General features: G+C 74.0%; 27 protein-coding genes. 11 read left to right on the top strand and 16 right to left on the bottom strand.

Features of this window, described 5'->3' with window-relative positions; genetic code table 11:
* Position 1: 1 nt before the first annotated feature.
* From BGP03_RS10020 to BGP03_RS10005, 4 genes are all read right to left on the bottom strand, one after another.
* Positions 2–823: a heavy metal-binding domain-containing protein gene (locus BGP03_RS10020; protein ID WP_298796872.1), complete on the bottom strand. Its 822-nt coding sequence runs from the start codon at positions 821–823 to the stop codon at positions 2–4.
* 8 nt (positions 824–831) lie between these two features.
* Complete coding sequence (locus tag BGP03_RS10015; protein WP_296367694.1) at positions 832–1,692, bottom strand: heavy metal-binding domain-containing protein; 861 nt, start codon at positions 1,690–1,692, stop codon at positions 832–834.
* Between the two features lie 10 nt (positions 1,693–1,702).
* On the bottom strand, positions 1,703–2,044 hold the full coding sequence (locus BGP03_RS10010) for a hypothetical protein (RefSeq protein ID WP_298796870.1): 342 nt from the start codon (positions 2,042–2,044) through the stop codon (positions 1,703–1,705).
* An 83-nt stretch (positions 2,045–2,127) separates the two neighbouring features.
* Entirely contained in the window at positions 2,128–2,502 is a 375-nt protein-coding gene (locus BGP03_RS10005) for an anthrone oxygenase family protein (protein WP_298796868.1), read from the bottom strand.
* A gap of 745 nt (positions 2,503–3,247) precedes the next feature.
* On the opposite strand from BGP03_RS10005, the gene BGP03_RS10000 reads away from it, so the two are divergent.
* The 4 genes from BGP03_RS10000 to BGP03_RS09985 all read left to right on the top strand — a co-directional run bounded on the left by BGP03_RS10000 (position 3,248) and on the right by BGP03_RS09985 (position 6,649).
* Positions 3,248–3,844 carry a hypothetical protein gene (locus BGP03_RS10000; protein WP_298796866.1) on the top strand — a complete coding sequence of 199 codons (597 nt, stop codon included), beginning with the start codon at positions 3,248–3,250 and terminating at the stop codon, positions 3,842–3,844.
* Between the two features lie 45 nt (positions 3,845–3,889).
* The gene (locus BGP03_RS09995) at positions 3,890–4,693 is read left to right on the top strand and encodes a hypothetical protein (protein WP_298796865.1); all 804 of its coding nucleotides are present in this window, start codon (positions 3,890–3,892) and stop codon (positions 4,691–4,693) included.
* 340 nt (positions 4,694–5,033) lie between these two features.
* A complete protein-coding gene (locus BGP03_RS09990) occupies positions 5,034–5,600 on the top strand; it encodes an ATP-dependent Clp protease proteolytic subunit (RefSeq protein WP_296367973.1) in 567 nt (188 codons plus the stop codon).
* A gap of 23 nt (positions 5,601–5,623) precedes the next feature.
* Positions 5,624–6,649, top strand: a complete 1,026-nt coding sequence (locus BGP03_RS09985) for a 6-phosphofructokinase (protein ID WP_296367685.1) — start codon at positions 5,624–5,626, stop codon at positions 6,647–6,649.
* Here the strand turns inward: BGP03_RS09985 and BGP03_RS09980 are convergent.
* The gene (locus tag BGP03_RS09980; RefSeq protein ID WP_296367972.1) at positions 6,619–7,221 is read right to left on the bottom strand and encodes a DUF4126 domain-containing protein; all 603 of its coding nucleotides are present in this window, start codon (positions 7,219–7,221) and stop codon (positions 6,619–6,621) included. The two genes, BGP03_RS09985 and BGP03_RS09980, sit on opposite strands and share 31 nt — an antisense overlap.
* Before the next feature lie 90 nt (positions 7,222–7,311).
* Between BGP03_RS09980 and BGP03_RS09975 the strand changes: the two genes are divergently transcribed.
* The gene (locus BGP03_RS09975) at positions 7,312–7,707 is read left to right on the top strand and encodes a hypothetical protein (protein ID WP_298796863.1); all 396 of its coding nucleotides are present in this window, start codon (positions 7,312–7,314) and stop codon (positions 7,705–7,707) included.
* Here BGP03_RS09975 and BGP03_RS09970 read toward each other — a convergent pair.
* From BGP03_RS09970 to BGP03_RS09960, 3 genes are all read right to left on the bottom strand, one after another.
* Entirely contained in the window at positions 7,690–8,670 is a 981-nt protein-coding gene (locus tag BGP03_RS09970; protein ID WP_298796861.1) for an AIR synthase related protein, read from the bottom strand. The two genes, BGP03_RS09975 and BGP03_RS09970, sit on opposite strands and share 18 nt — an antisense overlap.
* Positions 8,667–9,263: a cupin domain-containing protein gene (locus BGP03_RS09965; protein WP_296367679.1), complete on the bottom strand. Its 597-nt coding sequence runs from the start codon at positions 9,261–9,263 to the stop codon at positions 8,667–8,669. The genes BGP03_RS09970 and BGP03_RS09965 overlap by 4 nt, the downstream gene beginning before the upstream one ends.
* Before the next feature lie 64 nt (positions 9,264–9,327).
* Positions 9,328–10,068, bottom strand: coding sequence for a response regulator transcription factor (locus tag BGP03_RS09960; RefSeq protein ID WP_296367677.1), 741 nt, complete (start codon positions 10,066–10,068; stop codon positions 9,328–9,330).
* Positions 10,069–10,235: 167 nt separating this feature from the next.
* Between BGP03_RS09960 and BGP03_RS09955 the strand changes: the two genes are divergently transcribed.
* On the top strand, positions 10,236–11,711 hold the full coding sequence (locus tag BGP03_RS09955; RefSeq protein WP_296367675.1) for a helix-turn-helix domain-containing protein: 1,476 nt from the start codon (positions 10,236–10,238) through the stop codon (positions 11,709–11,711).
* Between the two features lie 159 nt (positions 11,712–11,870).
* Here the strand turns inward: BGP03_RS09955 and BGP03_RS09950 are convergent, their stop codons facing one another.
* On the bottom strand, positions 11,871–13,010 hold the full coding sequence (locus BGP03_RS09950) for an MSMEG_0565 family glycosyltransferase (protein ID WP_296367662.1): 1,140 nt from the start codon (positions 13,008–13,010) through the stop codon (positions 11,871–11,873).
* A gap of 77 nt (positions 13,011–13,087) precedes the next feature.
* On the opposite strand from BGP03_RS09950, the gene BGP03_RS09945 reads away from it, so the two are divergent.
* The 5 genes from BGP03_RS09945 to BGP03_RS09925 all read left to right on the top strand — a co-directional run bounded on the left by BGP03_RS09945 (position 13,088) and on the right by BGP03_RS09925 (position 16,741).
* Complete coding sequence (locus BGP03_RS09945; protein WP_298796859.1) at positions 13,088–14,239, top strand: MSMEG_0568 family radical SAM protein; 1,152 nt, start codon at positions 13,088–13,090, stop codon at positions 14,237–14,239.
* Positions 14,240–14,355: 116 nt separating this feature from the next.
* Entirely contained in the window at positions 14,356–14,832 is a 477-nt protein-coding gene (locus BGP03_RS09940; RefSeq protein ID WP_299736147.1) for an MSMEG_0567/Sll0786 family nitrogen starvation N-acetyltransferase, read from the top strand.
* 75 nt (positions 14,833–14,907) lie between these two features.
* Positions 14,908–15,330, top strand: coding sequence for an SgcJ/EcaC family oxidoreductase (locus tag BGP03_RS09935; RefSeq protein WP_296367657.1), 423 nt, complete (start codon positions 14,908–14,910; stop codon positions 15,328–15,330).
* Positions 15,331–15,335: 5 nt separating this feature from the next.
* The gene (locus BGP03_RS09930; protein ID WP_298796857.1) at positions 15,336–16,250 is read left to right on the top strand and encodes a sigma-70 family RNA polymerase sigma factor; all 915 of its coding nucleotides are present in this window, start codon (positions 15,336–15,338) and stop codon (positions 16,248–16,250) included.
* Complete coding sequence (locus BGP03_RS09925) at positions 16,247–16,741, top strand: cupin domain-containing protein (protein ID WP_296367650.1); 495 nt, start codon at positions 16,247–16,249, stop codon at positions 16,739–16,741. Before BGP03_RS09930 ends, BGP03_RS09925 begins: the two co-directional genes overlap by 4 nt.
* On the opposite strand, the gene glmS is transcribed toward BGP03_RS09925, so the two are convergent.
* The 7 genes from glmS to BGP03_RS09890 form a co-directional block, all read right to left on the bottom strand.
* Positions 16,742–18,568 carry a glutamine--fructose-6-phosphate transaminase (isomerizing) gene (gene glmS, locus BGP03_RS09920; RefSeq protein WP_296367648.1) on the bottom strand — a complete coding sequence of 609 codons (1,827 nt, stop codon included), beginning with the start codon at positions 18,566–18,568 and terminating at the stop codon, positions 16,742–16,744.
* Positions 18,569–18,578: 10 nt separating this feature from the next.
* On the bottom strand, positions 18,579–18,842 hold the full coding sequence (locus tag BGP03_RS09915; RefSeq protein WP_298796854.1) for a hypothetical protein: 264 nt from the start codon (positions 18,840–18,842) through the stop codon (positions 18,579–18,581).
* A gap of 68 nt (positions 18,843–18,910) precedes the next feature.
* A complete protein-coding gene (locus tag BGP03_RS09910; protein WP_298796926.1) occupies positions 18,911–22,582 on the bottom strand; it encodes an ABC transporter ATP-binding protein in 3,672 nt (1,223 codons plus the stop codon).
* A gap of 106 nt (positions 22,583–22,688) precedes the next feature.
* Positions 22,689–23,504 (bottom strand): ABC transporter permease, encoded by an 816-nt coding sequence (locus BGP03_RS09905; protein ID WP_296367644.1) that lies wholly within the window; start codon positions 23,502–23,504, stop codon positions 22,689–22,691.
* The gene (locus BGP03_RS09900; RefSeq protein WP_298796852.1) at positions 23,501–24,412 is read right to left on the bottom strand and encodes an ATP-binding cassette domain-containing protein; all 912 of its coding nucleotides are present in this window, start codon (positions 24,410–24,412) and stop codon (positions 23,501–23,503) included. Before BGP03_RS09900 ends, BGP03_RS09905 begins: the two co-directional genes overlap by 4 nt.
* Positions 24,409–25,332, bottom strand: coding sequence for an alpha/beta hydrolase (locus BGP03_RS09895; protein WP_296367639.1), 924 nt, complete (start codon positions 25,330–25,332; stop codon positions 24,409–24,411). The genes BGP03_RS09900 and BGP03_RS09895 overlap by 4 nt, the downstream gene beginning before the upstream one ends.
* A 76-nt stretch (positions 25,333–25,408) precedes the next feature.
* A complete protein-coding gene (locus tag BGP03_RS09890; RefSeq protein WP_296367637.1) occupies positions 25,409–26,173 on the bottom strand; it encodes an SGNH/GDSL hydrolase family protein in 765 nt (254 codons plus the stop codon).
* Positions 26,174–26,183 lie beyond the last annotated feature (10 nt).

Raw genomic sequence — 26,183 nt, 5'->3', positions numbered from 1 at the left:
GTCAGTCTGTCAGCGGGAGGACCAGTTGGGGCGTCGGGATGTGGTGGTCCGCACGCAGCGGGCGCACGGCCGTGCCGATCGCGAAGAACTCCGTGGTGTGCCCGCCCCAGCGGTGCCCGTGGCTGCGCAGGTCCACCCCGACGATGCCCTCGGCGTGGTACTGCTCGGCCTCGGCCTGCATCCGGCTCATCGCGAGCTCGCGGGCGTCGTAGAGGGCCTCGGTGAACTGCGGGAGCTCCACGTTCTGCCCGATGTTGCCCATCGCCTGCCAGAACCGCTGGTGGGCGATGTGGTAGACGCACGTTCCCATCACCATGGCCAGCGGCGCGTAGCCGGCCTGGATGAGCGTCCAGAAGTCCTGGCCCGACAGGTCGGAGGTGAACGGCTGGTTCCTGTTGTTGCGCCAGGAGCCGCCCTCGGGCGTCGGGTGGTCGGACTTGACCGCCGTGCCGACGGCGATGAACTCAGCCAGGTCGGTGCCGAACTCCTTGAACTCGATCTCCAGCCGCACGCCGACGATGCCGTCGGCGCCGAGCTGGTCGGCCTCGGCCTCCATGCGGCTCATCGCCAGCTCGCGGGCGTGGTACATCGCCTGCGAGAGCGTGGTGAGCTCCTGGTTCTTGTTCCAGCGGCCCATCTGGAACCCGACGTGGTAGATCGAGCTGCCCAGCACCAGCCCGAGCGGGCGGAACCCCGCCTCGCGCACGAGCAGGAACTCGTTGACCGACAGGTCCGAGGTGAACAGGCTCGTGGCCTGACCGGGCCGCATCTCGGCGAGACGCCGCATCGCGTCCTCGGGGATGTGCAGTTCTCCTGCAGTCACAGGTGCTCCTAACGCAGCGGCAGGTAGGTCAGTGATCGCGTCGGCGCCGCGGTCGAGGTGTGGAACCGCACCAGCGAGGTGCCGAAGATGGTGGCCTCCGCGACGTGGTCGCGGTGGTTCTCGCCCGGCTCGATCTCCCACGCGCGCAGGTCCATCGACGAGACGATCGCCCCGTCGGCCCCGGACTCGCGGACGTGGCGGCCGAAGCGGTTGCGGGCGTCGGCGCGGGTGTGGGTGATCAGCTCGGTGTACCCGGAGACCTCGACGTTGCCCGACCCCCAGGACGCCTGCTGGCGGGTGCGCCAGTCGTCGTGGCGGATGGCGACGGAGATGCCGAAGACCAGGTCGGTGGGCATCCAGCCGGCCTGGACGAGCTTGGCGACGTCCTGGCCGGGGAGGTGGGTGAGGAACAGCCGGTGGGGCCTCGACGTGGAGCGTGCCCGCACCGCCGTGCCCAGCGCGGTGAACTCGCGCGTGCCGCCGTCGATGTGGGTGGTGGTGAGGTTCACACCGACGATGCCGTCCGCGCCGATGGTGCTGGCCTCCTGAGCCATGCGCCCGAGTGCGGTGCGGTAGCCGAGGTTCAGGGCGTCGACGTAGGGGCCGAAACCGCTGTAGCGCGAACGGTCCGACGACGTGACGGTCATGCCGCCGCCGAAGTTGCCGTAGACGCCGCAGCCCCGGTAGCCCGCCCAGCCGATCTTCTGGACCATGGACCCCATGACCTCACCGACGGGGTCGAACCCGGCCCCGTCGATCCCGGCCGCGGCCGGCACCGTCAGCAGCGACGTCCACGCGCCGCCCTGCGCCGCCCGGCGCGCCCGCTCGGCGGCCACCGGTGGCAGTCCCCGCCCGTCCCAGTCGGCCACGTGATCGACCCTAGACCCGGAGGCGGTGCGCCGCCCATGATCGAAACCGCACGTCAGGGACGGTTGGGACGAGTCGCCCCAACGACCCACCGGACGTGGTGCGGAACAGGTACGAGCCGTCCGCGGGCCGGAACGGCGCGGAGCCGTCGAGGAGCACGCGACGCACCGCGTGCTCGCCGACGGCGCCGATGTCGCCGGCCGGGAGCAGGCCGCGCAGCGGCGTCTCCCCGTCCGGCGGGGCGTGGGGAACGGCGACGTCACCCGCCGCGCCGGGCATCAGGCCGGCCAGCACGCGGGTGCCCGGCCCGATCGCGGTGACATCGGCGACCGCGTCCCAGGCCGGGCGCGTCATGCCCGCGTCGTGCTCGGCCCGCACCGCGGCGACCGCGCCCCGGCGGTCGGCCGCAGGTCTGTGCGACGGTCTCGTCCACCCCGTCAGGCCGCCACGACCAGCGCCACCGTCGCCGCGGTCGTGGCCAGCGCGCGGACGTGGTTCCACGCCGTCCAGCGCGACAGGTACCGCGACCAGACCCGTTCCCCGTCGGCGTCGAGGGTGTTGTTCAGCGGAATGTCGGCGACGACCGTCAGCCCGATCGATCCCAGCACGTACAGCACCGCCCCGACGACGGCCCGCGTGTCGAGGACCGCCGCGACCACCGCGAGCACGCCGGTCCCGGCGAACAGCAGCACGAACACCGGGTTGACGATCACCCGGTTCACCTCCTGCATCAGCGCCGCGCCCTCCGCCGCGGGTCGGCGCCGCAACGCCGGCATCACCACCACCGAGAACGCGGTGTAGACGCCCGCCACCAGCCCTGCCCCGACCCCGCCACCTCGGTGAACATGAGACCGATGCTGGTCGCGGCGGGAGACCGGCGGAATGCCCGCGCGTCCGCGGTACCTGCTCGACCGTCCTCGTAGGGTCGGGGCGCGTGCCGCTCGCCGCCTGTAGGGACCTCTGCATCGACGCCACCGACGCCGCGGCCACCGCACGATTCCGGTCGATCGCGCTCCGGCTCGCCGAACCGCGGCTACACGGTGCGCATCGCCGGGCCGACGCCGCAGCACGCGGTGTGGGTCGACCCGGTACCCGGACCCCGCGTCGCGAAGAACCGCCTGCACCCCGACGTCCACACCGCCTCGCCGGACGGTGCTGGCCGATCCCGAGGGCAACGAGTTCCGCGTGTCCGTACCCTGACCCGCTGCGCCGGTGGCCCGGCGGAAGTGCCGCTCGTCGCTCCCGGCGGCGCGGTCGTCCGGTTCGACCCCCTTGTTCCCGGCGTCCGGGCCGGAGGTTGCCTAGCGTCGCTTCCGGATCGATGACGGCACGGTCACGAGAAGGCCACGGGGCTCCCCACCCGTCCTGCCGCGCCGTCGGTCCGGAAGGCAGGCTGTGGCTCGGCATCGCTCCCCCCGGGGCCGACGCGCACACCATCTTCCGGCGCCAGCGGCTCCCCGCCGCGCGGCGACCGGCGGCGGTGCGCACCGGTCCGTCCCCGTCCCCGTCCGACGCGGCACCGCCGCCGTCGCCGTCGCCGGCGGTGCGCTGTCCCTGATGGGCGCGGCCGCACCGGTGCCGTCCGCGGCACCCGCCGCCCTCACGGCGCAGGCCGCACTGCTCCCCTCGGTCGTGCCCGTCGCACCGGAGCCCGAGGTCCTGGGCGCCACCCGGCTCGTGGCCGCGGTCCAGCGCGTGGAGAAGCAGGTCGCCGCGGCGAAGGCCGAGGCCGACCGCCGCGCGGCGGAGGCGAAGGCCGAGGCGGAGCGGAAGGCCGCCCTGGACTGCGGGCTCGACACCTCCGGCCTCGGCGCGGTCACGGCCGTCGCCCGGGCCGCCGCGCAGTACCTGGGCTGCCAGTACCGCGAGCCCACGATGTACGGCGTCGCCGGCCGCGCCGGCACCTCGGACCACCCCGGCGGCCGGGCCGTGGACTTCATGGTCGACCGCTCCACCGGTGACGCCCTGGCCGCCTGCGCGCTGCGCAACGCCGACGAGCTGGGCATCTCCTACGTCATCTGGCGCCAGCGCATCAACTACGGCAGCGGCTGGGAGGCCATGGAGGACCGCGGCGGCGCCACGGCCAACCACATGGACCACGTGCACATCTCGTTCGGGTCCGGGTCGGCCGGAGCTCCCCCGCCCGCCTGTTGACCCACTGAGCGTGACGATCCAGCTACCCTGCGCTAGATTCCCGCCGTGTCCCGGCACCGATCTCCTGGCCGCCCCGAGCCGGGGCGGGCAGCGCGACGGGTCCTGGCGTCACCCGGCGGGCCTGCGGCCACCCGGCACCGGGCCGAGCCCGCCGTGCGGCACGGGCTGGCTGCCGCTGCCGTCGCCGGTGGCGCGCTGGTCGTCGCCGCACCCCTGGCCCCCGCGGCGATCACCGGGGAGACCCCTCGGGACGCCGCCGCGCTCGGCCTCGCGTCCGACTCCCGCCCGGCCGCACACCCGCCCGGCACCTCCCCGGTCACCGGCCCGTTGCCGGCCGGGCCGGACCTCCCGATGCGACGCCTGGCCGCTGTCGTGCCCGTCGGGGCCGCCCCCGAGCCCGAGCCGGTGAGTTTCAGCGTCGCGGGCCTGCTCAAGTCGGTCGGCCTGGCGGCGGAGCGGGAGCGGACCGCCTGCGACGCCGACCTCGACGGGCTCGGCCGCGTGAAGCCGTGGGCCCGCGACGCCGCCCGGTTCCTGGCCTGCCTCTACGGCCGACCCGACCTGATCGGCGTGGCGGGCCGCGCCCGGCACTCCGACCACCCGTCCGGGCTCGCCGTCGACTTCATGATGCGCGGCGAGCGCGGCGACCGGCTCGCCGCCTGCGCCCTGGCCAACCAGGAGGCGCTGGGCATCTCCTACGTCATCTGGGAGCAGCGCATCAACTTCGGCGACGGCTGGCAGCGCATGGAGGACCGCGGCGGCGACACGGAGAACCACGTCGACCACGTGCACGTGTCGTTCGAGCGCAGGCCCGGCTCCGGCGAACCTCTGGCGTCCCGCTGCCGGTAGCACCTCGCAGCCCGTCGTGCGTCCTCGCAGCGCGCCGGCGGGCTGCGAGGTGACCGGCGGGCTGCGACGTGACCGGCGGGCTGCGACGTCGGGCGGCGGCCGGGAGCCGCGCCGTCGTGATCGCTCTCGGCGTACATCGTCGCTCTCGGCGAACACGGGGTCACCGCGTCCACCGACGGCCCTAGCGTCGGGGCCACCGCCGACGAGAGGACCTCCCGTGCCGATCCCCACCGGAACCCGTGTGACCGCCACCGGACCCTGGCCGCTCCTGCACCCGGACCCGCCCCTGCCCGTCCACCCCCAGCCGCCCCGGCCGGATCCCCGGCCGTACCCGCCGGCTCTGCGTGGCCCCGTTCTCCAGGCCGCCCCGGCCGGGCCCGACCCCGTCGTGGAGCGCCTGCTCGACGAGCGGATCGTGTTCCTCGGATCCGAGGTGGACGACGCGGTGGCCAACCGGATCGTCTCCCAGCTGCTCCTGCTGGCCGCCCAGGACCCCCACCGCGACATCACGTTCTACATCAACTCCCCGGGCGGCTCCGTCACCGCGGGCATGGCCATCTACGACACGATGGCGCTGATCCAGCCCGACGTCGCGACGTGGGCCGTCGGGTTCGCGGCGTCGATGGGACAGTTCCTGCTCTCGGCGGGCACCCCCGGCAAGCGCCACGCCCTCCCGCACGCGCGGATCCTGATGCACCAGCCGTCGGCCGGGATGAGCGGGGGCGCCACGGACATCGCGATCCGGGCCGGTGTCTACGCCGCCATGAAGCAGGAGATCGCCGAGATCACCGCACAGCACACCGGCCAGAGCGTCGAGACGATCACCGCGGACGCCGACCGCGACCACTGGTTCACCGCCGACGAGGCCCTCGCGTACGGACTTGTGGACCACGTCACACACCGGTAGTACCGGCCGGATACGGTGCACCCATGCGCATCGGGGTGCTGACGGGCGGCGGCGACTGCCCGGGGCTGAACGCGGTCATCCGGGCAGTCGTCCGCAAGGGCGTCACCGAGTACGGCTACTCGTTCCTGGGCTTCCGCGACGGCTGGCGCGGCCCTCTCGAGGCGCTCACGAAGCCACTCGACATCCCGGCCGTCCGCGGCCTGCTGCCCCGCGGCGGCACGATCCTCGGCTCGTCGCGCACCAACCCGTTCGCCGTCGAGGGCGGTGTCGAGCGGATCAAGAAGAACCTGCAGGACCTCGGCGTCGACGCGCTGATCGCCATCGGCGGCGAGGACACCCTCGGCGTCGCCACCAAGCTGCACGAGATCGGCGTCAACGTCGTCGGCGTGCCGAAGACGATCGACAACGACCTCTCGGGCACCGACTACACGTTCGGCTTCGACACCGCGGTCAACATCGCGATGGAGGCCATCGACCGGCTGCACACCACGGCCGAGTCGCACCACCGCGCGCTGATCGTCGAGGTGATGGGGCGGCACGCCGGCTGGATCGCGCTGCACGCCGGCATGGCGGGCGGGGCCAACATCATCCTCATCCCCGAGGTGCGGTTCGACATCGAGCAGGTCTGCAAGTGGGCCGAGTCGCGGTTCCGGCTGGACTACGCGCCGATCATCGTCGTCTCCGAGGGCGCGAAGCCCAAGGACGGTGACGAGTCGTTGCTCAGCGGTGAGAAGGACGCGTTCGGGCACGTCCGGCTCGGCGGCATCGGTGACTACCTGGCCCGCGAGATCGAGGCGCGCACCGGCAAGGAGGCCCGCACCACGGTGCTCGGCCACGTCCAGCGCGGCGGCACGCCCACGGCCCGCGACCGCTGGCTCGCCACCCGCTTCGGCCTGCACGCCATCGACGCGGTGCACGCCCAGCAGTGGGGTCAGATGGCGGCGCTGCGCGGCACCGACATCGTCATGGTGCCGCTCGCCGAGGCCACGAAGGAGCTCAAGCTCGTGGACCCTGCGCTCTACGCCGAGGCCGAGGTGTTCTTCGGCTGACGCCGCTCGCGCCACGCCGTGTAGCGGCGGTAACCGCGTCGCACCCGGCTCCACAGCAGCACCAGCAGCACGATCCCGATCGCCAGCAGCACGCCCGCGATGCCCAGCGCGAGCGCGGGCTGCAGCACCGCCAGGCTCGTGACCCCGGCGACCGCGACGTCCTCACCGACGCTGACGCCGATGTTCGTCACCGGCTCGGGCGAGGTGTTGACGATCAGCCGCAGCCCGCCCTTGACGAGGTGGCTGGCCAGCGCCGCGCCACCCCCGCCGGCGGCCAGGACCGCCTGCTGCAGCGTCGGCGCGTCCTGGGCGATGAGCAGCCCGATCACCACGCCCACTGTGGGGCGGATGGCCGTGGAGATCGCATCCCACAACGAGTCGACGTACGGGATCTTGTCCGCCACGAACTCCACCGCGACGAGCACCGCGGCGACGATGAGCACGTCGGTCCTGGTCAGGGCCTCGGGCACCGCGGCGACGTCGCCGAAGCGACCGATCAACCCGAGCATCAGCACGCACAGGTAGGCGTTGACCCCGCTGGCCCATCCGCTCGCCAGCACCGCGGGCAGCATCTCCACGGCGACCAGGCTACGGACCGGACTTCATCCGGCCGCAACAGTTCGGAAACGGGGAGGTACCGGCTCGTCACCGATCATCGACGCATGCCCCGCATCGCCCGCATCGCCTGCCACGCGGGCTGCCGCACGGACGCCGCCCGCCGCACCCACCACGACCGCCTGCTCGCCGTGGAGACCGACCCGGACGCGGTGCTGGAGCTGTTCGACCTCGCCGTCACCTGGCACGAGCTGGAGTACGACGACGAGGTGCTCGTGGCCCCGGCCCGCTGGCCGGAGTTCGCGGAGCGCCACCGCTGGCGGGCCCCCGACCGCGTCGAGCGCCTCTTCGGCCTGGCCGTGGACATCGCCCTGCGCGCCCAGCCCGCACCGGCGGCCGCCCCGCTGAGCATGGCGGCGGGCTCGGGCATCTGCCCGACCCTGGTCGGCCCGAGCCCGGCCACGGCCCGCGCGACGCACCTCTCGCTAGCGCCCCGCCCCTGAGCCCGGCGGTGTGCGAGGCAGGCCGGTGACACGGAAGTCCGCCATGCGCATCACCGTCGCGATCGCGCCGCCGGTCGTCACCGCCAGCTCGCCGGTTCCGTTCAGCTCGCCCACCACCGCCGCGGCCAGGTCCCGCTCGGCGAACGCGGCCAGGCACTCCTGCTCGCGGCCCGACGGCACGCAGAGCAGGAAGCCGAAGCTGGGGAAGCAGTTGAGCCAGCGGGTCAGCGGCACCCCGGCGGGGGTCGGCACGGCGTCGAGGTCGACGGTGACGCCGAGCCCGTCGCACTCCAGCAGCATCGCCAGCGACCCGATCAGCCCGGCCATGCTGATGTCCTTGCTCGCCACGCACACGCCGTCGGCCGCGAGCTGCGCCAGCAGGCGCACGTCGCCGGCGCAGCGCTGCCCGCGGGCCGTGAACGCGGGGAAGAACGGGAAGTCGGCGCGCATCGCCCCGTCCAGCGCCGCGGCCACCACGAGCGACTGGCCGGGGGCCGCGTTCGTCACCGACAGGGGGAACGGCGCGTGCCCCACCCCGAACGCCGAGACGGCCGGCGGCCCGTCGTGGATGGTGAGGTGGCCGCCGATGATCGGGACGTCGAGCAGCCCGCACGCCTCGCGCATGCCCTCCAGAACCTTGCGGGCCACCGCCTCCGACGCCACGACGGTGTCCACGATGCCCAGCGGCACCGCGCCCATCGCCGCGAGGTCGTTGACGTTGGTGAGCACCGCGGCGAACCCGGCGCCGTGCGGGTCGGCGGCCACGAACGGCGGGAAGACGGCCTCGCCGCAGGCCACGACCCGGGTGCCCGCGGCCTCGACCACGGCGCCGTCGTCGCCGGGCCCGCCGAGCCAGTCGGGGGCCGCGCCCAGCACCTCGCCGACCAGCCCGATCTCGGCCTTGGACCGCAGGCCGGGGTTGTCGAGGACGGACGCGACGACGTCGGCCAGCGACTCGCTCATCCGCGCACCGTGAACCACACCGCCCGCGCCGGCCCCGCGCCCGGGTTGCGCCACTCGTGCGGGCGGTCGGTGGGGTAGTGCAGCGTGTCGCCGGCGTCGAGGCGGTACCGCTCGCCCGCGACGTCCACCTGCATCTCGCCCTCCAGCACCAGCAGGATCTCCTCGCCGGCCCGCAGCGGGCGCGTGTCGCCGCTGCCGCCGCCGGGCTCGACCGTGGCGTGCACGCCGGCGGCGCGGAAGCGCTCGTCGGGGGCGGCGAGGGTCCGCCCGTCGACGCCGTACGCGGCGGGCGCCCAGTCCGCGGGCGTCGGAGTGGGCACGTCACCGCGCACGAGCGTGGCCACCGGCCGGGGGCGCGAGCCGTCGCCGACGAAGTGGACGATCGGGCGGTCGAGCGCGCCGGCGAGCTTCAGCAGCGTGGTGATGGTGGGGACCATGTCGCCGCGCTCGACCTTGTGGATCGCGGCCGCCGAGACGTCGGCGCGGGCCGCGAGCTGCTGCAACGACAGTCCGAGCGCCTGCCGGGCCTCACGCACCTTCGGCCCGATCGCCCCGACGACGGGTTCCCACGCGGCAGCCTCCACGTTCACCATCGTAGACAGACGCACCCGATGGTGAACAGTGCGTCGGTCCGAGCACCGTCCGCAACTCCCTGACTCAGACGATGCCCTGTCGCGTCGCGGTGTAGACGATCTCCGTGCGGCGGCGGACCTCGAGCTTGTCGCGCAGGTTGCGCACGTGGAACTTGACGGTGGCCTCGCTGATCACGAGCCGCCGGCCGATCTCGCGGTTGGACATCCCGACGGCGAGCAGCCGCAGCACCTGGTTCTCGCGCTCGGTGAGCATGGCCCCGCCGAACGAGCGCATGACGGGCCGGTCCTCGTCGCGCAGGACGTCGGTGACGATCGGGGCGGCACCCGCGGCGCCGCGGGAGTCGAACACGCTCTCGCCGCGCAGCAGCGCGTGCACCGCACGGCTGATGTCGGCGGTCTCGGCGCCCTTGCGCACGTAGCCGTGCACGCCGAGGCGGACGGTGCGCATCATGACCTCGCGGTCACGACAGCTGGTGAGCACGAGCACGCGGACGCCGCGGTGGCGCTCCAGGAGCATCCGGGCCAGCTCGACGCCGGCGGCGTCGCCGCGACCGAGCTCGATGTCCAGGATCACCAGGTCGGGCGGGCACCGGTCGGCGACGACGAGCGCGTCGCGCGGGGTGGCGGCCTCACCGACGACGGACAGGTCGGGGTCGGAGGCGAACAGCTGCCGCAGCCCGAACCGGACGATGGCCTCGCCGTCGACGATGAGCAGGCGGGCGGTCCGCTGCGCGAGGGGGGCGGGAGGGACGGCAACGGAATCCGGCACCGGAGTGCGGGCGTCGAGCACGGCGTCCGTTGTCACGGGCAACCTCCCTGGCACGATCGAGCGGTGATGGCGGCGACAGTAAGCGCCGTCACGTTGCCTGGACGTTGCACGCGCAACCGGCGCGTCGACCACCCACCTTGCCGCTGATCAGCGCCTGGGAGATGATGGGCAACCTTCCAGGGGCAGTGACGCTCGGAGTGCCGATGACACAGGATGGCGCGCACGACCCGGTCGAGCATGCCCATTTGCTGCACGGGGTCTACGACGCGGTGCTGGGTGGCGACGCGGGCCCGGCGGCGCCGAGGTCGCTCGTGTCCGAGTCCTGGCGGCGCAGCCTGGCCGCGCACGTCGACCCCGACCGGAACACACCCCCCGAGGTGGTGCCCGACACCGAGCTGCCCGACCTGCGCAGCGCTCACCCGCTCAACGAGGTCATGCCGCTGCTGCGCAGCACGCTCGTCAGCATCGCCGACGAGGCCATGCACGTCATGCTCGTCACCGACGCCGACGGCACGATCCTGTGGCGCGAAGGCGCCGCGAAGCTGCTGCACATCGCCGACTCCACGGGCCTGTCCCCCGGCTTCCGCATGTCCGAGGACGCGATCGGCACCAACGCGATGGGCACCACGCTGGCCGTCGACGCTCCGGTGCAGATCCACTCGGCCGAGCACCTCGTCCGCGCGTTCCACGCGTGGACCTGCGCCGCCGCCCCCGTCCACGACCCGGACACCGGCGCCATCCTGGGCGCCATCGACATCAGCGGCCCCCTGCACACGGTGCACCCCGCGATGGTGCAGCTCGTGTCGGCCACCGCGCAGCTCGCGGAGAACCAGCTCCGCGTGCGCCTGGCGATCGCCGACGAACGCCTGCGCGTGCGCAACATGCCGCACCTCACCAGCCTGCGCGGTCACACCGGCGCGCTGGTGACGCCCACCGGGCGGATCGTGGCGGGCGAGCCGTACGGCGCGTGGCCCACGCGGGTGGCGATGCCCGCCGAGGGCTCCGACCGCGTCCTGCTCGACGACGGCCGCGAGATGGTGCTCGAGCCGTTGGCCGAGGGCTACCTCCTGCGGGCCCCGCGGCGCGCCGCGACCAGCAGGCGCAGCGCGTTGTCGCTGCGGATGATGGGCGCCGGCAACCCGAGCATGGTGCTCAACGGGCGGTCGATCCCGCTCACGCTGCGCCCGGCCGAGCTGCTGGTGGCGCTGGCCCTGCACGCGGGCGGCCTCACCGCCGAGCGGCTCGCCCAGCTCCTCTACGGCGACGACGGCAACCCCACCACCGTGCGCGGCGAGATCCTGCGGTTGCGCGGCCTCATCGGGGCCGATGTCCTGCGCACCCGGCCCTACCGCCTCGACGCCGGGGTCGACTCCGACTTCGACGCGGTCCGCCGGGCGCTGCGCGCCGGGAAGCCCGCGGAGGCCCTCCGTGCGTGCGACGGCCCGCTGCTGCCGCGCTCGGACGCGCCGGAGATCCGGGAGCTGCGTGACGAGCTGGAGGTCGGCCTGCGCCACGCCGTCCTCGACGCCGGCGACCTCGACCTGCTCGCCGCCTACGCCGCCCACCCCCTGGGCCGCGACGACCTGGAGGTGCACGACCGCCTGGTCGACGACCTCCCGCCCCACGATCGCCGCCGCCCGGAGCTCGAGGCGAGACGAGCCCGCCTGTCGTCCGACTGAGACCCCGCACCCGTCCCCACTGCGGCGTCCACGGGCGGAAGGTCGCTGGTCGATCTCCACGAGCCGTCCGGCCGTGATCACCACCCGGGCGGGGGCCGCCGCGGTGATCCCGGGCGGACGGTCGTCTGTCGATCTTCGGGCCCGACCTTCCCGCCGTGATCACCTCGGTGGGGGCGGCGCTCCCGTCAGCTCCGTGTAGACGTGTTCGTGGGCCGCCGCGGCCGCGGCCCAGGTGTAGGACTGCGCGGTGGTCTCTCCCGCCCCCCGCAGACGGTCGGCCAGGCCCGGCTCCTCCAGCACCCTCCGCAGGGCCACGGCGAGGGCGTCCGCGTCCCCGGCCGCCGGGAGCAGGGCGTTCACACCGTCGACGAGGTACTCGCCGAACACGTCGATGTCGCTGGCCACCACCGGCAGCCCCTGGCTCATCGCCTCGATCGTGACGAGCCCGAACCCCTCCACCAGCGACGGGTAGCAGAGCACGTCGGCCGCGGCGTACCAGCCGGCCAGCTGCGCGTCCGTGACGGTGCCGACCTCCACCACGTCCACCCCGTCGACCAGCCCCAGCGACGGCAGCTCGGCCAGCGCCGCGTCGCGGTAGGGGGCGAAGTCCTGGAACGAGTGCCCGCCGACGATCGCGAGCACCGGACGGGGAGCACCCAGCTGCGCCAGCGCCCGGAACGCCACCGTCGACCCCTTGCGCGGCTCGATCCCGCCCACCGCCAGCAGCAACGGTCCGTCCGTCGTCCACGGGGGCGGCTCGGCCACGGCGAACCGCGCGGTGTCGACGGCGTTCGGCACCACCGTCGTCTCGACGCCGTAGTCGGCGCGCAGGATCCGCCGCCACTGCTCGCTCACGACGAGCACGCGGTCGGGCTCGACGATCGCGCGGCGCTGGCAGTCGATCAGGGCCCGGGTGGTGAAGTCGTCGACGTGGTGGGCGGTGCGCAGCACCCGGACGGGCGACCCGGTGAGATCCCGCGCACGCAGCGCGGCGCTGGCGGCGATGCAGTCCTGGGCGTGCAGCACGTCGAACTCGTCGATGCGGGCGGCCAGCGCGGCGGCCATGAGGTCGATGGACGCGAACACCCGCTGCTCCAGCGTCGTCCCCTCACGCGCCGGGCCCCTCACCACGGTGAACGGCAGGTCGACGGGCCGGTAGAGACCCTTGTCGGGATCGCCCATCGCCACCAGGTGCACGGGCAGACCGGCGCGGTGGAGGGCCTCGCCGAGCCCCAGCGTGTGGACGTGACCACCGCGCGGGGTGGTCGAGTGGCTGAGCAGCGCGACGCGGGGCGGCATACCCCGCATCTTGACAGCAGCCCGCCCGAGGTTTCCTATATGACACGATCGAACACTTCAGTGAACGGAGCAGGAGCATGACCCTGGTGGCGGACACCGCAGGACTCATCATGGACCTGCAGAGCGTCGGCCTGCGTCTGGAGACCACGCTCGAGACGGCCCGCAAGGGCGGGGCCGGGCCCTCGGACTCCGGGATGCTGTGGATCGAGGGCGTGCCCGTCACGGTGCCCCCCAGCGACTCCTCCCCGTACTCGCTGCGCGCCGAGGACGACGGCCAGGGCATCTACCGCGACGGCGTCAAGATCGCGTCGGTGGCCGGCACCGCGCGGCCGAGGTTCTACGACCTCGAGACCGCCGACGGCGTGCCGTACCACCAGATCGCGCTGCTGCACCTGGACTCCCTCGCCTCCACCGTCGTGCAGGCCTGCAACTACTGGGGCAACTCCGACCAGTGCGGCTTCTGCGGCATCGGCCTCTCGCTCGCCTCGGGCGCCACCATCGCGAAGAAGACCCCCGAGATGCTGGCCGAGGTGGCTATCGCCGCCAAGGAGCTCGACGGCGCGGTCGACGCCACCCTCACCACCGGCTCGTCGGTGGCCCCCGACCGCGGCGCGTTGTACGTCGCGAAGTGCGGACAGGCGGTCAAGGAGGCCGCCGGGCTGCCCGTGGAGATCCAGTTCGAGCCGCCGCGTGACCTCTCGGTGATCGACCAGGTGCACGACATGGGCGTCGACGCGCTGGGCATCCACATCGAGACGTTCGACCCGGCCGTGCTCGCGAAGGTGGCCCCGGGCAAGTTCCGCACCGGCATCGAGACGTACTTCCGCACGTGGGAGCACGCCGTGAAGGTGTTCGGCGAGGGCCGCGTCTCCACCTACGTCATCCTGGGCATGGGCGAGGACCCCCAGCTGACGATCGACGCGTGCAAGCGCGCCGTCGACATCGGCGTCTACCCGTTCGTGGTGCCGCTGCGGCCCGTCGCGGGGTCGCTGATGGAGGACGTGCCCGCGCCGTCGCGGGAGTACACGGAGCCGATCTACCGCAAGGTCGCGGGCTTCCTCGCCGAGCGCGGCCTCGGCGCCCACACCGCGGTGGCCGGCTGCGCGCGCTGCCAGGCCTGCTCGTCGCTCAACCTCGTGCAGACCGCCGGCTCCGCCGCCCCGTGCGGGCCGACCGGCGGGGCCCCGACCAGCGCTCCCCTGCTCCAGATCGGCCGGCGCCCCGAGTGAGCGGCTCCGCCGCCCGTGCGCGGATAACGGTGTTCCCGCCCGGATTTCCGCGCACGACCCCGCACCGGCCGGTGAGGCCGTCGCGACCGGTCACTGCGCTCGTCGGGATCGACCCGGTGCTGTGCCGACCGGCCTCGGACGCGGCGTCACGGGCCGCGCACCACGCCATCCGCCACGCCGTGTTCGTCGAGGAGCAGGGGGTGTTCACACTCTCCGACCTCGACGCCCACGACGCCCGGGACGACGTGATCCACGTGCTCGCCCTCTACGACGGGTGCCCGGCGGGCACCGTGCGGCTCCACCCCACCGGCCCCGGCGAGTGGCTGGGCGACCGGCTCGCGGTGCTGCCCGAGTTCCGCTCGGCGAGCATCGGCGGGCCGCTCGTCCGCTTCGCCGTGGCCACCGCGAGCGCCCGCGGCGGGCGGGTCATGCACGCCCACGTCCAGGTGGCCAACGAGCGCTTCTTCCACCGGCTCGGCTGGAGCACGGCCGGCGAGGTCGAGACCTACGTCGGCCAGCCGCACGTGCCGATGAGCATCGCGCTCTCGCCGGTCTGCACCTGGCTGACGGGCCCGGAGCCCGCGTCGGCCTGAACTCAGCGGCTCACCGATGAGTCCCGGCCCCGTCACCGGTACATCCCTCGACACCACCACCGAGGGAGAGTTCTCATGACCGGCACCATCAGCACCGACACCACCACCGACACCACCACCGACACCACCGCCGTCCGCGCCGTGCTCGACCGCTTCTACGACGCCTGGGCCGCGAACGACGCCGACGCGCTCGTCCCGCTCTACCTCGACGACGCCTCCGTCGTGCGGCCCGGCGTCGTGCACCACAGCCGCGACGCGCTGCGCGCCGGGATGGCCGCCTCCTTCGCCGGGCCGTTGAAGGGTTCCCGCGGCGTCGACGACGCGGCGAGCATCCGCTTCCCCGGGCCGGACACCGCGATCGTCGTGAGCACCGCGGGCGTCCTGATGCCCGGCGAGGAGTCGCTGCCGCCGGAGCGCGAGGTGAGCGCCACGTGGGTGCTCGTGCGCCGCGACGGCGAGTGGAGGATCGCCGCGTACGCCAACGCACCGGCACACTGACCCGGGTGACGACGATCGACATCGAGCCGCACCGCCGCGAGCTCGTCGTGCACTGCTACCGGATGCTCGGCTCCGTGCACGAGGCCGAGGATCTCGTGCAGGAGACGATGCTGCGGGCGTGGAAGGCCCGCGACCGCTACGACGGCAACCGGGCGTCACTGCGCACGTGGCTCTACCGGATCGCCACCAACGCGTGCCTCACGGCGCTGGAGGGGCGGGCCCGGCGCCCGCTCCCGTCCGGGCTGGGCGCGCCCGGCGACGATCCCGGCGCCCCGCTCGTACCGTCGTTAGAGGTGCCGTGGCTGCGGCCGTTCCCCGACGCCCGGCTCGACCCGGCGATCCGGGCCTCGGAACGCTCGGCGTTGCGGCTCGCCCTCGTCGCGGCGATGCAGACGCTCCCGCCCCGGCAGCGGGCGGTGCTGGTGCTGCGCGAGGTGCTGGAGTTCAGCGCCGCCGAGGTGGCCGGGCAGCTCGACATGACCACGGCCGCGGTCAACAGCGCCCTGCAACGGGCCCGGGCGGGGCTGGCCGCCGCGGGCCTGCGGGAGGAGACCGTCGAGGAGCCGGCCGACGATGCGGTGCGCCGCTACGTCACGGCGTTCGAGGCCGCCGACGTCGACGCGCTCGTCGCCCTGCTCACCGAGGACGTCGTGCTGGAGATGCCGCCCGTGCCGCACTGGTACCGCGGCCGGGAGAGCTACGGCGCGTTCATGACGGGGATGTTCGCGAGGCGCACCGGCCGGTGGGGGCTGGTGCCGACCGCCGCGAACGGCCAGCCCGCCGTCGCGGCGTACCTCGACGGCGGGCTGCACACGCTGCAGGTGTTCACGGTCCGGGGCGGGCGGGTGGCGCACACCGTGGTGTTCCAGGATCCGCAGGTGTTCACGGACTTCGCCCTGCCGGGCAGCATGGCCCCATGAGCACCTACCCACCCGGCCGCTACCTCGGTGCCGACGGCGAGGTCACCGCCACCTACCGCCCGGCGGACACCCCGCCCGACATCGCCAACCCCGACGGCGGGGCCTGCCACTACCTGGCCTCCGGTGCGTCGACGGACGGGAAGTTCGGCCTCTACCGCTGGGAGATGGGTCCGGGCCGCAGCGGCCCGGACCCGCACTTCCACCGCAGCATCTCCGAGTCGTTCTACGTGCTGACCGGCGAGATCATGATCTTCGACGGGAAGGCCTGGGTGCCGACCCGCCCCGGCGACTTCGTCCACGTGCCCGAGGGCGGCATCCACGGGTTCCGCAACGAGTCGGGCGCGCCCGCGTCGATGCTGCTGCACTTCGCTCCGGGCGCCCCTCGCGAGGACTACTTCGAGACCCTCGCCGACCCCGCCCGCCGCGAGGCGCTGACCGACGAGGAGGCCAGGGCCGCGTTCATGCTCCGCCACGACACCTACTGGGTGTAGTCACTCCACCGTGACGCTCTTGGCCAGGTTGCGGGGCTTGTCGACGTCGCGGTTCAGGGCCACCGCCGCGTGGTAGGCCAGCAGCTGCAGCGGGATCGAGAGCAGGATCGAGTCCAGCTCGGGCTCGTTCGCCGGGACGACGATGGTGCGGTCGGCCAGCTCCGCGGGCAGCTGCCGGTGGGCCAGCGCGATCACCGGACCCTTGCGCGCCTTGATCTCCGAGAGCGTGGAGGTGTTCTTGTCGAGCAGGTCGTCGTCGGGGACGATCGCGACCGTCGGCATCTCCGGGCTGATCAGCGCGAGCGGCCCGTGCTTGAGCTCCGCCGAGGGGTAGGCCTCGGCGTGGATGTAGGAGATCTCCTTGAGCTTCTGCGCACCCTCGCGCGCCACCGGCCAGCCCCGCCGACGCCCCACGAACATCATGCTGGCGCTGGGCGCGATCTCCTTCGCCACCTCGGCGATGACGCCGGACCGGGCCAGGATGTCCTCGATCTGGTCGGGCAGCGCCTTGAGCCCGGCGATGATCCGGCGCCCCTCCGACGGCGCGAGGTCGCGCATCCGGCCCAGGTGCAGCGCGAGCAGCGCGAACGCCGTGACGGTGGACGTGAACGACTTCGTGGCCGCCACCGACATCTCCGGGCCGGCGTGCAGGTAGATGCCGCCGTCGACCTGGCGGGCGATCGTCGAGCCGACGACGTTGATGATGCCGATGACGCGCCCGCCCTTGCGCTGCAGCTCGGTGACGGCGGCGAGGGTGTCGACCGTCTCGCCGGACTGGCTCACCGCGACGTAGAGCGTGTCGGGCTCCACCACCGGGTTGCGGTAGCGGAACTCCGACGCGGCCTCCGACGACGCCGGCACGCGGGCCAGGTCCTCGATCAGCTGCGCGCCCAGCTCACCCGCGTAGCAGGCCGAGCCGCAGCCGAGGATCTTGACGCGCCTGATCTCGCGGGCCTCGCGCACGGTGAGGTTGAGCCCACCCAGGTGCGCGGTGTCGAAGCGCTCGTCGAGCCGCCCCGAGAGCGTGCGCTTGATCGTGCGCGGCTGCTCGGAGATCTCCTTGATCAGGAAGTGGGCGTGGTCGCCGATCTCCGCGCCGACGACGTCCCAGTCGATGGTGGACGGGCTCTTGGCCGTGGACCGGTCGTCGAGGGTGAAGGTGCGGTAGCCGGTGGCGGTGATCGTGGCGAGCTCGCCGTCGTCGAGGTAGACGACCTGGCGGGTGTAGCCGATCAGGGCGGCGACGTCGGAGGCGACGAACATCTCCTTCTCCCCGACGCCCAGCAGCACCGGGCTGCCGTTGCGGGCGACGACGATGCGGTCGGGGTGCTCGGCGTCGACGATCGCGAGGCCGTAGGCCCCGACGACCTGGCGCAGCGCGGAACGGACGGCGCCCTCCAGGTCGACCGTCCCACCGGAGAAGGCGGCGGCGATGAGGTGCGCGATGGTCTCGGTGTCGGTCTGGGAGGTGAACTCCACGCCGTCGGCCACCAGCTTGGCCCGCAGCTCGTCGGCGTTCTCGATGATGCCGTTGTGCACGACGGCGATGCGGCCGGCCGCGTCGGTCTGCGGGTGGGCGTTCTCGACGGTGGGCTCCCCGTGGGTGGCCCAGCGGGTGTGGCCGATGCCGGGCGAGCCCTTGAAGCGGGCGGGGAGCTCGGCGGCGAGGTCGGCCACGCGTCCGATCGCCCTCTCGACCTTCAGCCCGCCCTTCGTGCACACCGCGAGGCCGGCCGAGTCGTAGCCGCGGTACTCCAGCCGCCCGAGCCCCTCCAGCAGGATGGGGGTGGCGTCCCGGGGGCCGACGTATCCGACGATTCCGCACATGCGAGTGTCCTTATCCGTAGACGATGCGACGCAGCTGGCGCTCCGACAGCGGCGGCGAGGCGAACCGCCGCTGGGCCAGCTCCGCGTCGAGGCCGGCAAATATCTGGTCGTTGGTGAGCCCGCGACGTTTCAGTTCGGCGTGCCGGCGGCGGACGAAGTCCGGTACCGGTTCGCCGAAGTACTGCACGACCTCCGCCACCACCCGCGCCGCCTCGGTCGGGCTGAGCGGGGTGCTGCGCACGAGGTGGTCCACGAGATCGTCGGGGGCGGGCACGAGGGGCAATGGTGCCCGATCGCGGCCAGAACACCAACTTTCCTGCCCGAAATCGGGCAGGAATCAGATCAGGCCGCCGGTTCCAGCTCCCCCGCCTCCCACAGCGTGGCGTAGCGGCCGCCCATCGCCAGCAGCTCGGCGTGGGTGCCCTGCTCCACGATCCGGCCGCCCTCCAGCACCAGGATGCGGTCGGCGCGGGCCGCCGTGGCCAGCCGGTGGGCGACGACGAACGCCGTGCGCCGGGAGGTGACGTGGTCGCCCGCGGCGAGCACCGCGGCCTCGGTGGCGGGGTCGAGCGCGGCCGTGGCCTCGTCGAACAGCAGCACGTCGGGGTCGGCCAGCTCGGCGCGGGCCAGCGCGATGAGCTGGCGCTGCCCCGACGACAGGCCCTGGCCCCGCTCGCCGACCGGATGTCGGAAGCCACCGGGCAGGCCGCGCACCAGATCCAGCGCTCCGACGGCCCGCGCGGCCGCCTCGATCTGCGCGGGCGGGGCGTCGGGGCGGGCGTAGGCGATGTTCGCGGCGACGTCGCCGGTGAACAGGTGTGCCTCCTGCGGCACGATGCCGAGCCGGTGACGGTAGTCGGCGAGCCGGAACCGCCGCACGTCCACGCCGTCGATCAGCACCTCGCCCGACCCGGCGTCGTAGAACCGGGCCAGCAGCTTGACCAGCGTGGACTTGCCGGCGCCGGTGGCCCCGACCAGCGCGACGGTCTCCCCCGGCGCCACCCGCAACGAGACGCGGTCGAGCGCGGGGGTGGCCGCTCCGGCGTAGGAGAACGACACGTCGCGCAGCTCGACCTCGCCGCGCAGCCGGTCGGGCACCGCCACCGCCTCGCCGTCGGGCTCCGGGGGCACGGTGGTGGGGGTGCGCAGCAGGTCGGTGATGCGGTTGAGCCCGACCCGGGCCTGCTGGTAGGAGTCGAACACCTGCGAGAGCTGCTGGACCGGCGCGAAGAACAGCCCCAGGTAGAGCAGGAACGCCGTGAGGATGCCGGCGGTCAGGTCACCCGACGCGAGGCGGGCCGCCCCGACCCCGAGCACCGCCACCGTGGCGATGTCCGACAGCAGTGCCACACCGGGGAAGTAGGTGGCGATGTAGGTCTGGGCGCGCAGCCGCGAGCGGCGGTAGGCGGCGCTGCGGTCGGAGAACCTCCGGGCGCTGCGCTCCTCGCGCACGTAGGCCTGCGCGATGCGGACGCCGGTGACGTTCTCCTGCATGTCCGCGTTGACGATGCCGACCTTCTCCCGCGCCTCCGTGTACGCCCGCGACGACAGCCGCCGGAACACCACGGTGGCCACGATCAGCACCGGGAACACCGCCAGCGCGACGAGCGCCAGCTCGATGTCGGTGACGAGCAGCGCCACCGCCACGCCGACCACCGTGATCAGGCTGACGATCGCCTGCGCCAGGCCGGTCTGCAGGAACGTGGACAGCGCGTCGACGTCGGTGGTCATCCGCGTCATGATGCGGCCCGAGAGCTCGCGCTCGTAGAAGTCGAGGCCGAGCCGCTGCAGGTGCGCGTAGCTGCGCACGCGCAGCAGGTAGAGCAGGCTCTCCCCGGCCCGGGCGGTGACGTAGGTCTCGGCCGCCACCACCAGCCAGCTGACCGCGACGACGCCCAGCCCGAGCAGCGTGGCCGCCAGCAGGATGCCGGGCGCCTTCGAGGTGATGCCGCCGTCGACGGCGAGGCGGGCGATGTTGGGGAACGCCAGCGAGCTGAGCGCATCGAGGGCGACGAGGGTGATGCCCAGCGCCAGCAGCCCGCGGACCGGCCGGAGCAGCCGGCCGAGCCGGCCCAGCTCATCGCTCATGGCCGGGTCGGGTGCGGTGGGGTCGGTGGCGCCGAGCTTCGGGACGTCGACGGCGGGGGGCAGCTTCGCCACCGCCGCCATCAGCCGGGGCGAGGGCGGCAGGACGCCCACCATGCCCGACGCGCCCATGCCCGGGTCGGGGGCGGCCGTGCTCCGGGCGCCGGGGGCCACCGGCTCCGGCCACAGCTCGGCGGTGACGCCGCCCAGCGCCGGACGGGCCGGAGCCGGAGGCCGCGGGGCCGCGCCGGACGGATCGGCGAGCGCCAGCAGCTCCCGGAACAGCGGCGACCGCGCCGTCAGCTCCGCCTCGGTGCCGACGTCGACCACGCGCCCGGCGTCGAGCACGGCCACGCGGTCGGCCAGGGCGAGGGTGGATCGGCGGTGGGCGACGAGCAGCGTGGTGCGGCCCTCCGTCAGCACGCGCAGCGTCTCGTGGATGGCCGCCTCGGTGGCGGTGTCGACCGCGGAGGTGGCGTCGTCGAGCACGAGGACCCGCGGGTCGGTGAGCACCGCGCGGGCCAGGGCGATGCGCTGGCGCTGCCCGCCCGACAGCGTGAGCCCGCGCTCGCCGACGAGGGTGTCGTAGCCGTCGGGGAGCTGGTCGACGAACGTGTCCACCTGGGCCGCACGGGCCGCGGCGCGGATCTCCTCGTCGCTCGCGTCGGGGCGGCCGTAGGCGATGTTGGCGCCGATGCTGTCGGAGAACAGGAACGCCTCCTCGAACACCACGCCCAGCTCGCGGCGCAGGTCGTGCAGGCGCAGGTCCCGCAGCGGCACGCCACCGAGGCGCAGCTCGCCGGCCTGCGGGTCGTAGAAGCGCGGCAGCAGCAGCGCCGCCGTGGACTTGCCGGAGCCGGCCGTGCCCACGAGCGCGAGCGTCTCCCCCGGCTCCACCCGCAGCGACGCGTCGTCGAGCACCGGCTCGCGGCGGGAGTAGCCGAACGTGACGTGGTCGAGCTCCACGGACAGCGGACCCTCGGGCAGGGCGGCGGGGGACACCGGATCGACGATGTCGGGGTGGGAGTCGATCAGGTCGTACACGCGCTCCACGCCGGCCCGCGCGAGCTGTGCGGTGACCACCAGCGAGCCCAGCAGCCGGGCCGGGCCGACCAGCCCGGCCACGTAGGTGGTGAACGCGAGGAACGTGCCCAGCGTGATCGAGCCGTTGAGTGCGAGGTAGCCGCCGACGGCGATGACACCCACCTGCCCGAGCGTGGGCAGCGTGAGCAGGGTGGGGTTGAGCCGGGCGGTCATCCGGGCGGCGCGCAGCCGCTCGGCGAACAGCCGCTTCGCGCCGCGCTCCAGCGCCGCGACCTCGCGCGCCTCCTGCCCGAAGCCCTTCACCACCCGCACGCCGGTGACGGTCTCCTCGACCTGCTGCGCGATGTCGGCGGCCCGCTGCTGCGCCGACCAGGTGGCCGGGAACAGGGTGGCGCGGGACTTCAGCGTCACCCACCCGGCCAGCGGGAGCAGCACCAGCGCCACGAGCGTGAGCGCCGGCGAGAGCCACAGCATCGCGCCCACCGACACCACCACGAGCACGACCGTGCCGAGCGACAGCGGCACCATCGACAGCAGCCCCTGCAGGAGCTGCAGGTCGGTGATGGCGCGGGAGACGACCTGCCCGGTGCGGATGGCGTCCTGCCGCTCACCGTCGAGCCGCTGGACGGCGGCGAACACCTGGCGGCGCAGGTCGTGCTGGACGTCGAGGGCGAGCCGGCCACCCAGGTAGCGGCGCAGGAACGACGCGGCGAAGCGCAGCACCGCGAGCCCGAGGAACGCCACGACGATGGGCACCAGCACCTCGGTGGAGCCCTTGACGGCGTCGTCGACGGCCACGCGGGTGAGCAGCGGCCCGACCGCGTCGAGGCTGACGCCCAGGGCGGACGCGACGAGCGCGGTGACGGCGACGCCGCGGTGGCGCATCGAGGCGCCGATGAGCCTTCTGATCCAGCCGGGAGATGTGGGGGATTGAGCAACGGGCACGGATCCACCGTATGCCGCCGCACCGACGGTCCACCTGTCGACGGCGCTAGGTGATGTCGCGGCGCCGACCCACCAGCCACGCCGTGGCCGCGGCGGCCGCGGTCCAGGCCGCCAGCACCAGCAGGGCGCCCCACCACGGCGGCGGTCGGCTCACCCCGGCCAGCAGCTCCGCGAGCTGCGTGCCGTCGCCGAGCAGTGCCCTTCCGGCCACGTCGTAGACGGCGACGTCCCCGGCGTTGACGGGCAGGTAGGCCGCCAGCCCGGCCGCGACGGGGTTGTCGGAGCGGCCCAGCAGCAGCGACAGCAGCGTCTCCGCCACCAGCATGTAGACCAGCGTCACGACGAGCGCGGTGGCCTGGTTGCTGATCACCGTGCCGAGCGCGGTGCCCAGCACGGCCCACAGTGCCGCGACCAGGAGCCCGACCGCCGTCACGGCGGCCAGCGCACCGACGCCCGGCAGCCCGGAGTGGGCGACCAGCCCGGCCAGCACCCCGACCACGACGGTGGCCGCGGCGTACAGCGCCCCGACCGCCCCCGTGGACACCGCCTTCGCGGTGAACACCCGCCCGCGGCCCTGCGCCGTCAGGTAGGCGGTGGTGATCGTGCGGTGGCGGAACTCCGCGGCCGCCGTCACGACGCCGTAGAGGGCGGCGAAGACGCTGGTCAGGGACAGCGAGTATGCCAGGGAGCCGAGCAGGATCGGCGGCACCCCGGTGCCGGCGTGGGCGTCGGCGAGCGACGCGGTGAACAGCCCGCCGAACAGGTTGACCAGCAGCGACAGCACCACCACGGGGACGAGCAGCGCCCACCACAGCTTGGTCGAGAACGCCTTGCGGAACTCCGCGCGGACCAGTCCCGTCATCCCCGCCACGCGCCCGTCGTGAGCTGGAAGAACAGCTGCTCCAGGTCGATCGTCTCCTCCACCAGCCCGTGCACCGCGACGCCGGCGGCCAGCGCCACGTCGCCCACGCGGACGGCGTCGGCGTCGGCGACGCCCAGGCGACCGTCGGGCAGCGTGTCGATCTCGACGATCCCGGCGGTCGCCAGGGCCCGCGCGAGCCCGCCCGGATCGGCGCACCGCACGAGCACCCGCGCCCGGCGCGACGCGCGCAGCTGGTCGAGCCCGCCCTGGTAGACGCACCGGCCCCGGCTGACGACGACGAGGTGGTCGGCGGTCTGCTCGATCTCGCCCAGCAGGTGGCTCGACACCAGCACGGTGCCCCCGCGCGCCGCGAACCCGCGCAGGAACGAGCGCATCCACGCGATGCCCTCGGGATCGAGCCCGTTGCCCGGCTCGTCGAGGATCAGCACCTGCGGATCGCCCAGCATCGCGACGGCCAACGCGAGGCGCTGCTGCATGCCCAGCGAGTAGCCGCCGACGGCGCGGTCGGCCGCGTCGATCAGCCCGACGGCGCCCAGCCCGACGTCGACGGCGGCGTCCGGCACCCCGACCGCGGCGGCGCAGGCCAGCAGGTGCCGCCGCCCGGTGCGGGCGGGGTGGAAGCCCTGGGCCTCCAGCACCGCCCCCACCACGCGCGCCGGCCGCTGCAGCGCCGCGAACGGCACCCCGTTGATCCGCGCCTCCCCGGCGGTGGGCGCGACCAGCCCCAGGATCATGCGCAACGTGGTGGTCTTGCCCGATCCGTTGGGCCCGAGGAACCCGGTGACCGCACCGGGCGGGGCGTCGAAGGAGAGGTCGGAGACGGCGGCGACCGGGCCGAACCGCTTGGTGAGCCCGCGCACGCCCACCCGGCCGCCGTCCTCGGTCATCCCTCGCGCAACAGCTTTCCGACCTGGTCGAACACCCCGCGCACGTGTCCGACGACGCCCAGCATCCACCAGAACCCGTGGATCATCGTCGGGTTCTGCAGGTGCTCGACCGGCACCCCGGCGTCGCGCAGCAGCGCGGCGTAGGCGTCGCCCTCGTCGCGCAGCGGGTCGAAGCCGGCGGTGACCACGATGGCCGGCGGCAGGCCGGAGTGGTCCGCGGCCCGCAGTGGCGAGACGTAGGGGTCCTCCACCGCGTCCGGACCGGGGAGGTAGTGGCCGTAGAAGAAGTCCATGGCGCTCTTGGTGAGCAGGTACCCTTCCCCGTTCTCGACGCGGGAGGCGTACTCGCCGCCCGCGTCGACCGCCGGGTAGAGCAGCAGCTGGCGGGCGATCGCGGGGCCGCCACGGTCACGGGCCATCAGCGCGACGACGGCGGCGAGGTTGCCGCCCGCGCTGTCGCCGGCCACGGTGAGCCGCGTGGCGTCGGCGTCGAGCTCGGCGGCGTGCTCGGCCACCCAGACGGTGGCGGCATAGCAGTCCTCGGGGGCCGCGGGGTAGAGGTCCTCGGGCGCCTTGCGGTAGCCCACCGAGACCACCACGGTGCGGGCGACGTTCGCCAGCGAGCGGCACGGGCGGTCGGCCACCTCGATGTCGCCGATCACCCACCCGCCGCCGTGGAAGTAGACGACCACCGGGAACGGGCCGGCGCCGTCCGGGGTGTAGATCCGCACGGGGACGTCGCCCGCGGGGCCGGGCACCGTCCGGTCGGCGACGTCCGCCACGGCCTCGGGCTCGCCCTCCAGGGCGATGAACCCCAGCCCGGCCTCGCGTGCCTGCGGCACCGTCATCACGGAGAAGTCCTCCGCGCCCTGCGCGGCCATCATGTCGAGAAGCGCCTGTGCCTGCGGGTCGATCGCCATCGCCACTCCCGTCGCCGGGGCCCGGTCGTCGTCGACCGGACCGCGCACCGACCTGATCACGTGTGCCGTACGCGCGTCAACGGGCTGTGGGCTCCGCTTCGCCGGCGGTCACGACCGGGATGCCCTCGGCCGGGGTGACCTCCTGGTTGGGCGGCGGGTTGTCGACGGCCGCCATGATCGCGCGCGACCAGGTGGCGTGGCCGACGTCGTTGAGCCGCACCGCCTCCCGACCGCGGGCGGGGCCGCCGCCGGTGAGGCCGAGATCCGCGACGCGCAGCCCGTGGCGCACGACCTCCTCGCGGATCACCGCGTTCGCCGCCTCGGCGGCCGGTCCCCGCAACGGCACGGTGGCGACGATGGCGCCCCGGGGCAGCGCCGCGATCATCGAACGCAGCGTGATGTCGAGGCCCGGCGTGCGGCGGGCCACGTCCTCCGCGCCGATGACGCAGGTGACGAGCGCGGCGGGCTCGTCGGCGGTGAGGGTGGCCAGCTCGGGCAGCTGGCGGGCCAGCACGTCGGCGACGCCGGCCCCGGCGCGTGACAGGTTGACCACGCGCCAGGCGTCGCGTCGGCGCAGCATCTCGTGCACCAGCCCGACGTAGCCCGCCTCGCGCGTGGTGGCGCCGATCCCCTGGCTGGCGGCGTCGCCGAGCACGATCCACAGCGGGCCGCACGACTGCTGGGCGTCGAGGTTGGCCGCGGCCCAGTCGTCGGCGTAGGCGCGGGTGCGGAGCCGGCGGGCGGTGGCACCCGGCAGCACTCCGCCCAGGAACCGCTCACCCCCGGCCTTGACCCGGCGCAGCGAGGCGCGCATCTGACGGGCCTGCGGGATCGAACTCATGGGATCTCCG

Source organism: Pseudonocardia sp. 73-21 (assembly GCF_001899645.1).
Classification (GTDB): domain Bacteria; phylum Actinomycetota; class Actinomycetes; order Mycobacteriales; family Pseudonocardiaceae; genus Pseudonocardia.
This window is presented reverse-complemented; position numbering and strand designations above follow the sequence as displayed.

What these genes read in the sequence shown, in the direction of transcription:
- BGP03_RS09945 (WP_298796859.1), top strand. Translation starts at nt 13,088, where the DNA reads ATGACCCTGGTGGCGGACACCGCAGGACTCATCATGGACCTGCAGAGC.
- BGP03_RS09910 (WP_298796926.1), bottom strand. Translation starts at nt 22,582, where the DNA reads ATGCGCCACCGCGGCGTCGCCGTCACCGCGCTCGTCGCGTCCGCCCTG.
- BGP03_RS09890 (WP_296367637.1), bottom strand. Translation starts at nt 26,173, where the DNA reads ATGAGTTCGATCCCGCAGGCCCGTCAGATGCGCGCCTCGCTGCGCCGG.
- BGP03_RS09985 (WP_296367685.1), top strand. Translation starts at nt 5,624, where the DNA reads ATGCGCATCGGGGTGCTGACGGGCGGCGGCGACTGCCCGGGGCTGAAC.
- BGP03_RS09925 (WP_296367650.1), top strand. Translation starts at nt 16,247, where the DNA reads ATGAGCACCTACCCACCCGGCCGCTACCTCGGTGCCGACGGCGAGGTC.
- BGP03_RS09900 (WP_298796852.1), bottom strand. Translation starts at nt 24,412, where the DNA reads ATGACCGAGGACGGCGGCCGGGTGGGCGTGCGCGGGCTCACCAAGCGG.
- BGP03_RS09895 (WP_296367639.1), bottom strand. Translation starts at nt 25,332, where the DNA reads ATGGCGATCGACCCGCAGGCACAGGCGCTTCTCGACATGATGGCCGCG.
- glmS (WP_296367648.1), bottom strand. Translation starts at nt 18,568, where the DNA reads ATGTGCGGAATCGTCGGATACGTCGGCCCCCGGGACGCCACCCCCATC.
- BGP03_RS09905 (WP_296367644.1), bottom strand. Translation starts at nt 23,504, where the DNA reads ATGACGGGACTGGTCCGCGCGGAGTTCCGCAAGGCGTTCTCGACCAAG.
- BGP03_RS09950 (WP_296367662.1), bottom strand. Translation starts at nt 13,010, where the DNA reads ATGCCGCCCCGCGTCGCGCTGCTCAGCCACTCGACCACCCCGCGCGGT.
- BGP03_RS10000 (WP_298796866.1), top strand. Translation starts at nt 3,248, where the DNA reads ATGGGCGCGGCCGCACCGGTGCCGTCCGCGGCACCCGCCGCCCTCACG.
- BGP03_RS09975 (WP_298796863.1), top strand. Translation starts at nt 7,312, where the DNA reads ATGCCCCGCATCGCCCGCATCGCCTGCCACGCGGGCTGCCGCACGGAC.
- BGP03_RS09935 (WP_296367657.1), top strand. Translation starts at nt 14,908, where the DNA reads ATGACCGGCACCATCAGCACCGACACCACCACCGACACCACCACCGAC.
- BGP03_RS09955 (WP_296367675.1), top strand. Translation starts at nt 10,236, where the DNA reads ATGACACAGGATGGCGCGCACGACCCGGTCGAGCATGCCCATTTGCTG.
- BGP03_RS09980 (WP_296367972.1), bottom strand. Translation starts at nt 7,221, where the DNA reads ATGCTGCCCGCGGTGCTGGCGAGCGGATGGGCCAGCGGGGTCAACGCC.
- BGP03_RS09965 (WP_296367679.1), bottom strand. Translation starts at nt 9,263, where the DNA reads ATGGTGAACGTGGAGGCTGCCGCGTGGGAACCCGTCGTCGGGGCGATC.
- BGP03_RS10010 (WP_298796870.1), bottom strand. Translation starts at nt 2,044, where the DNA reads ATGACGCGCCCGGCCTGGGACGCGGTCGCCGATGTCACCGCGATCGGG.
- BGP03_RS09970 (WP_298796861.1), bottom strand. Translation starts at nt 8,670, where the DNA reads ATGAGCGAGTCGCTGGCCGACGTCGTCGCGTCCGTCCTCGACAACCCC.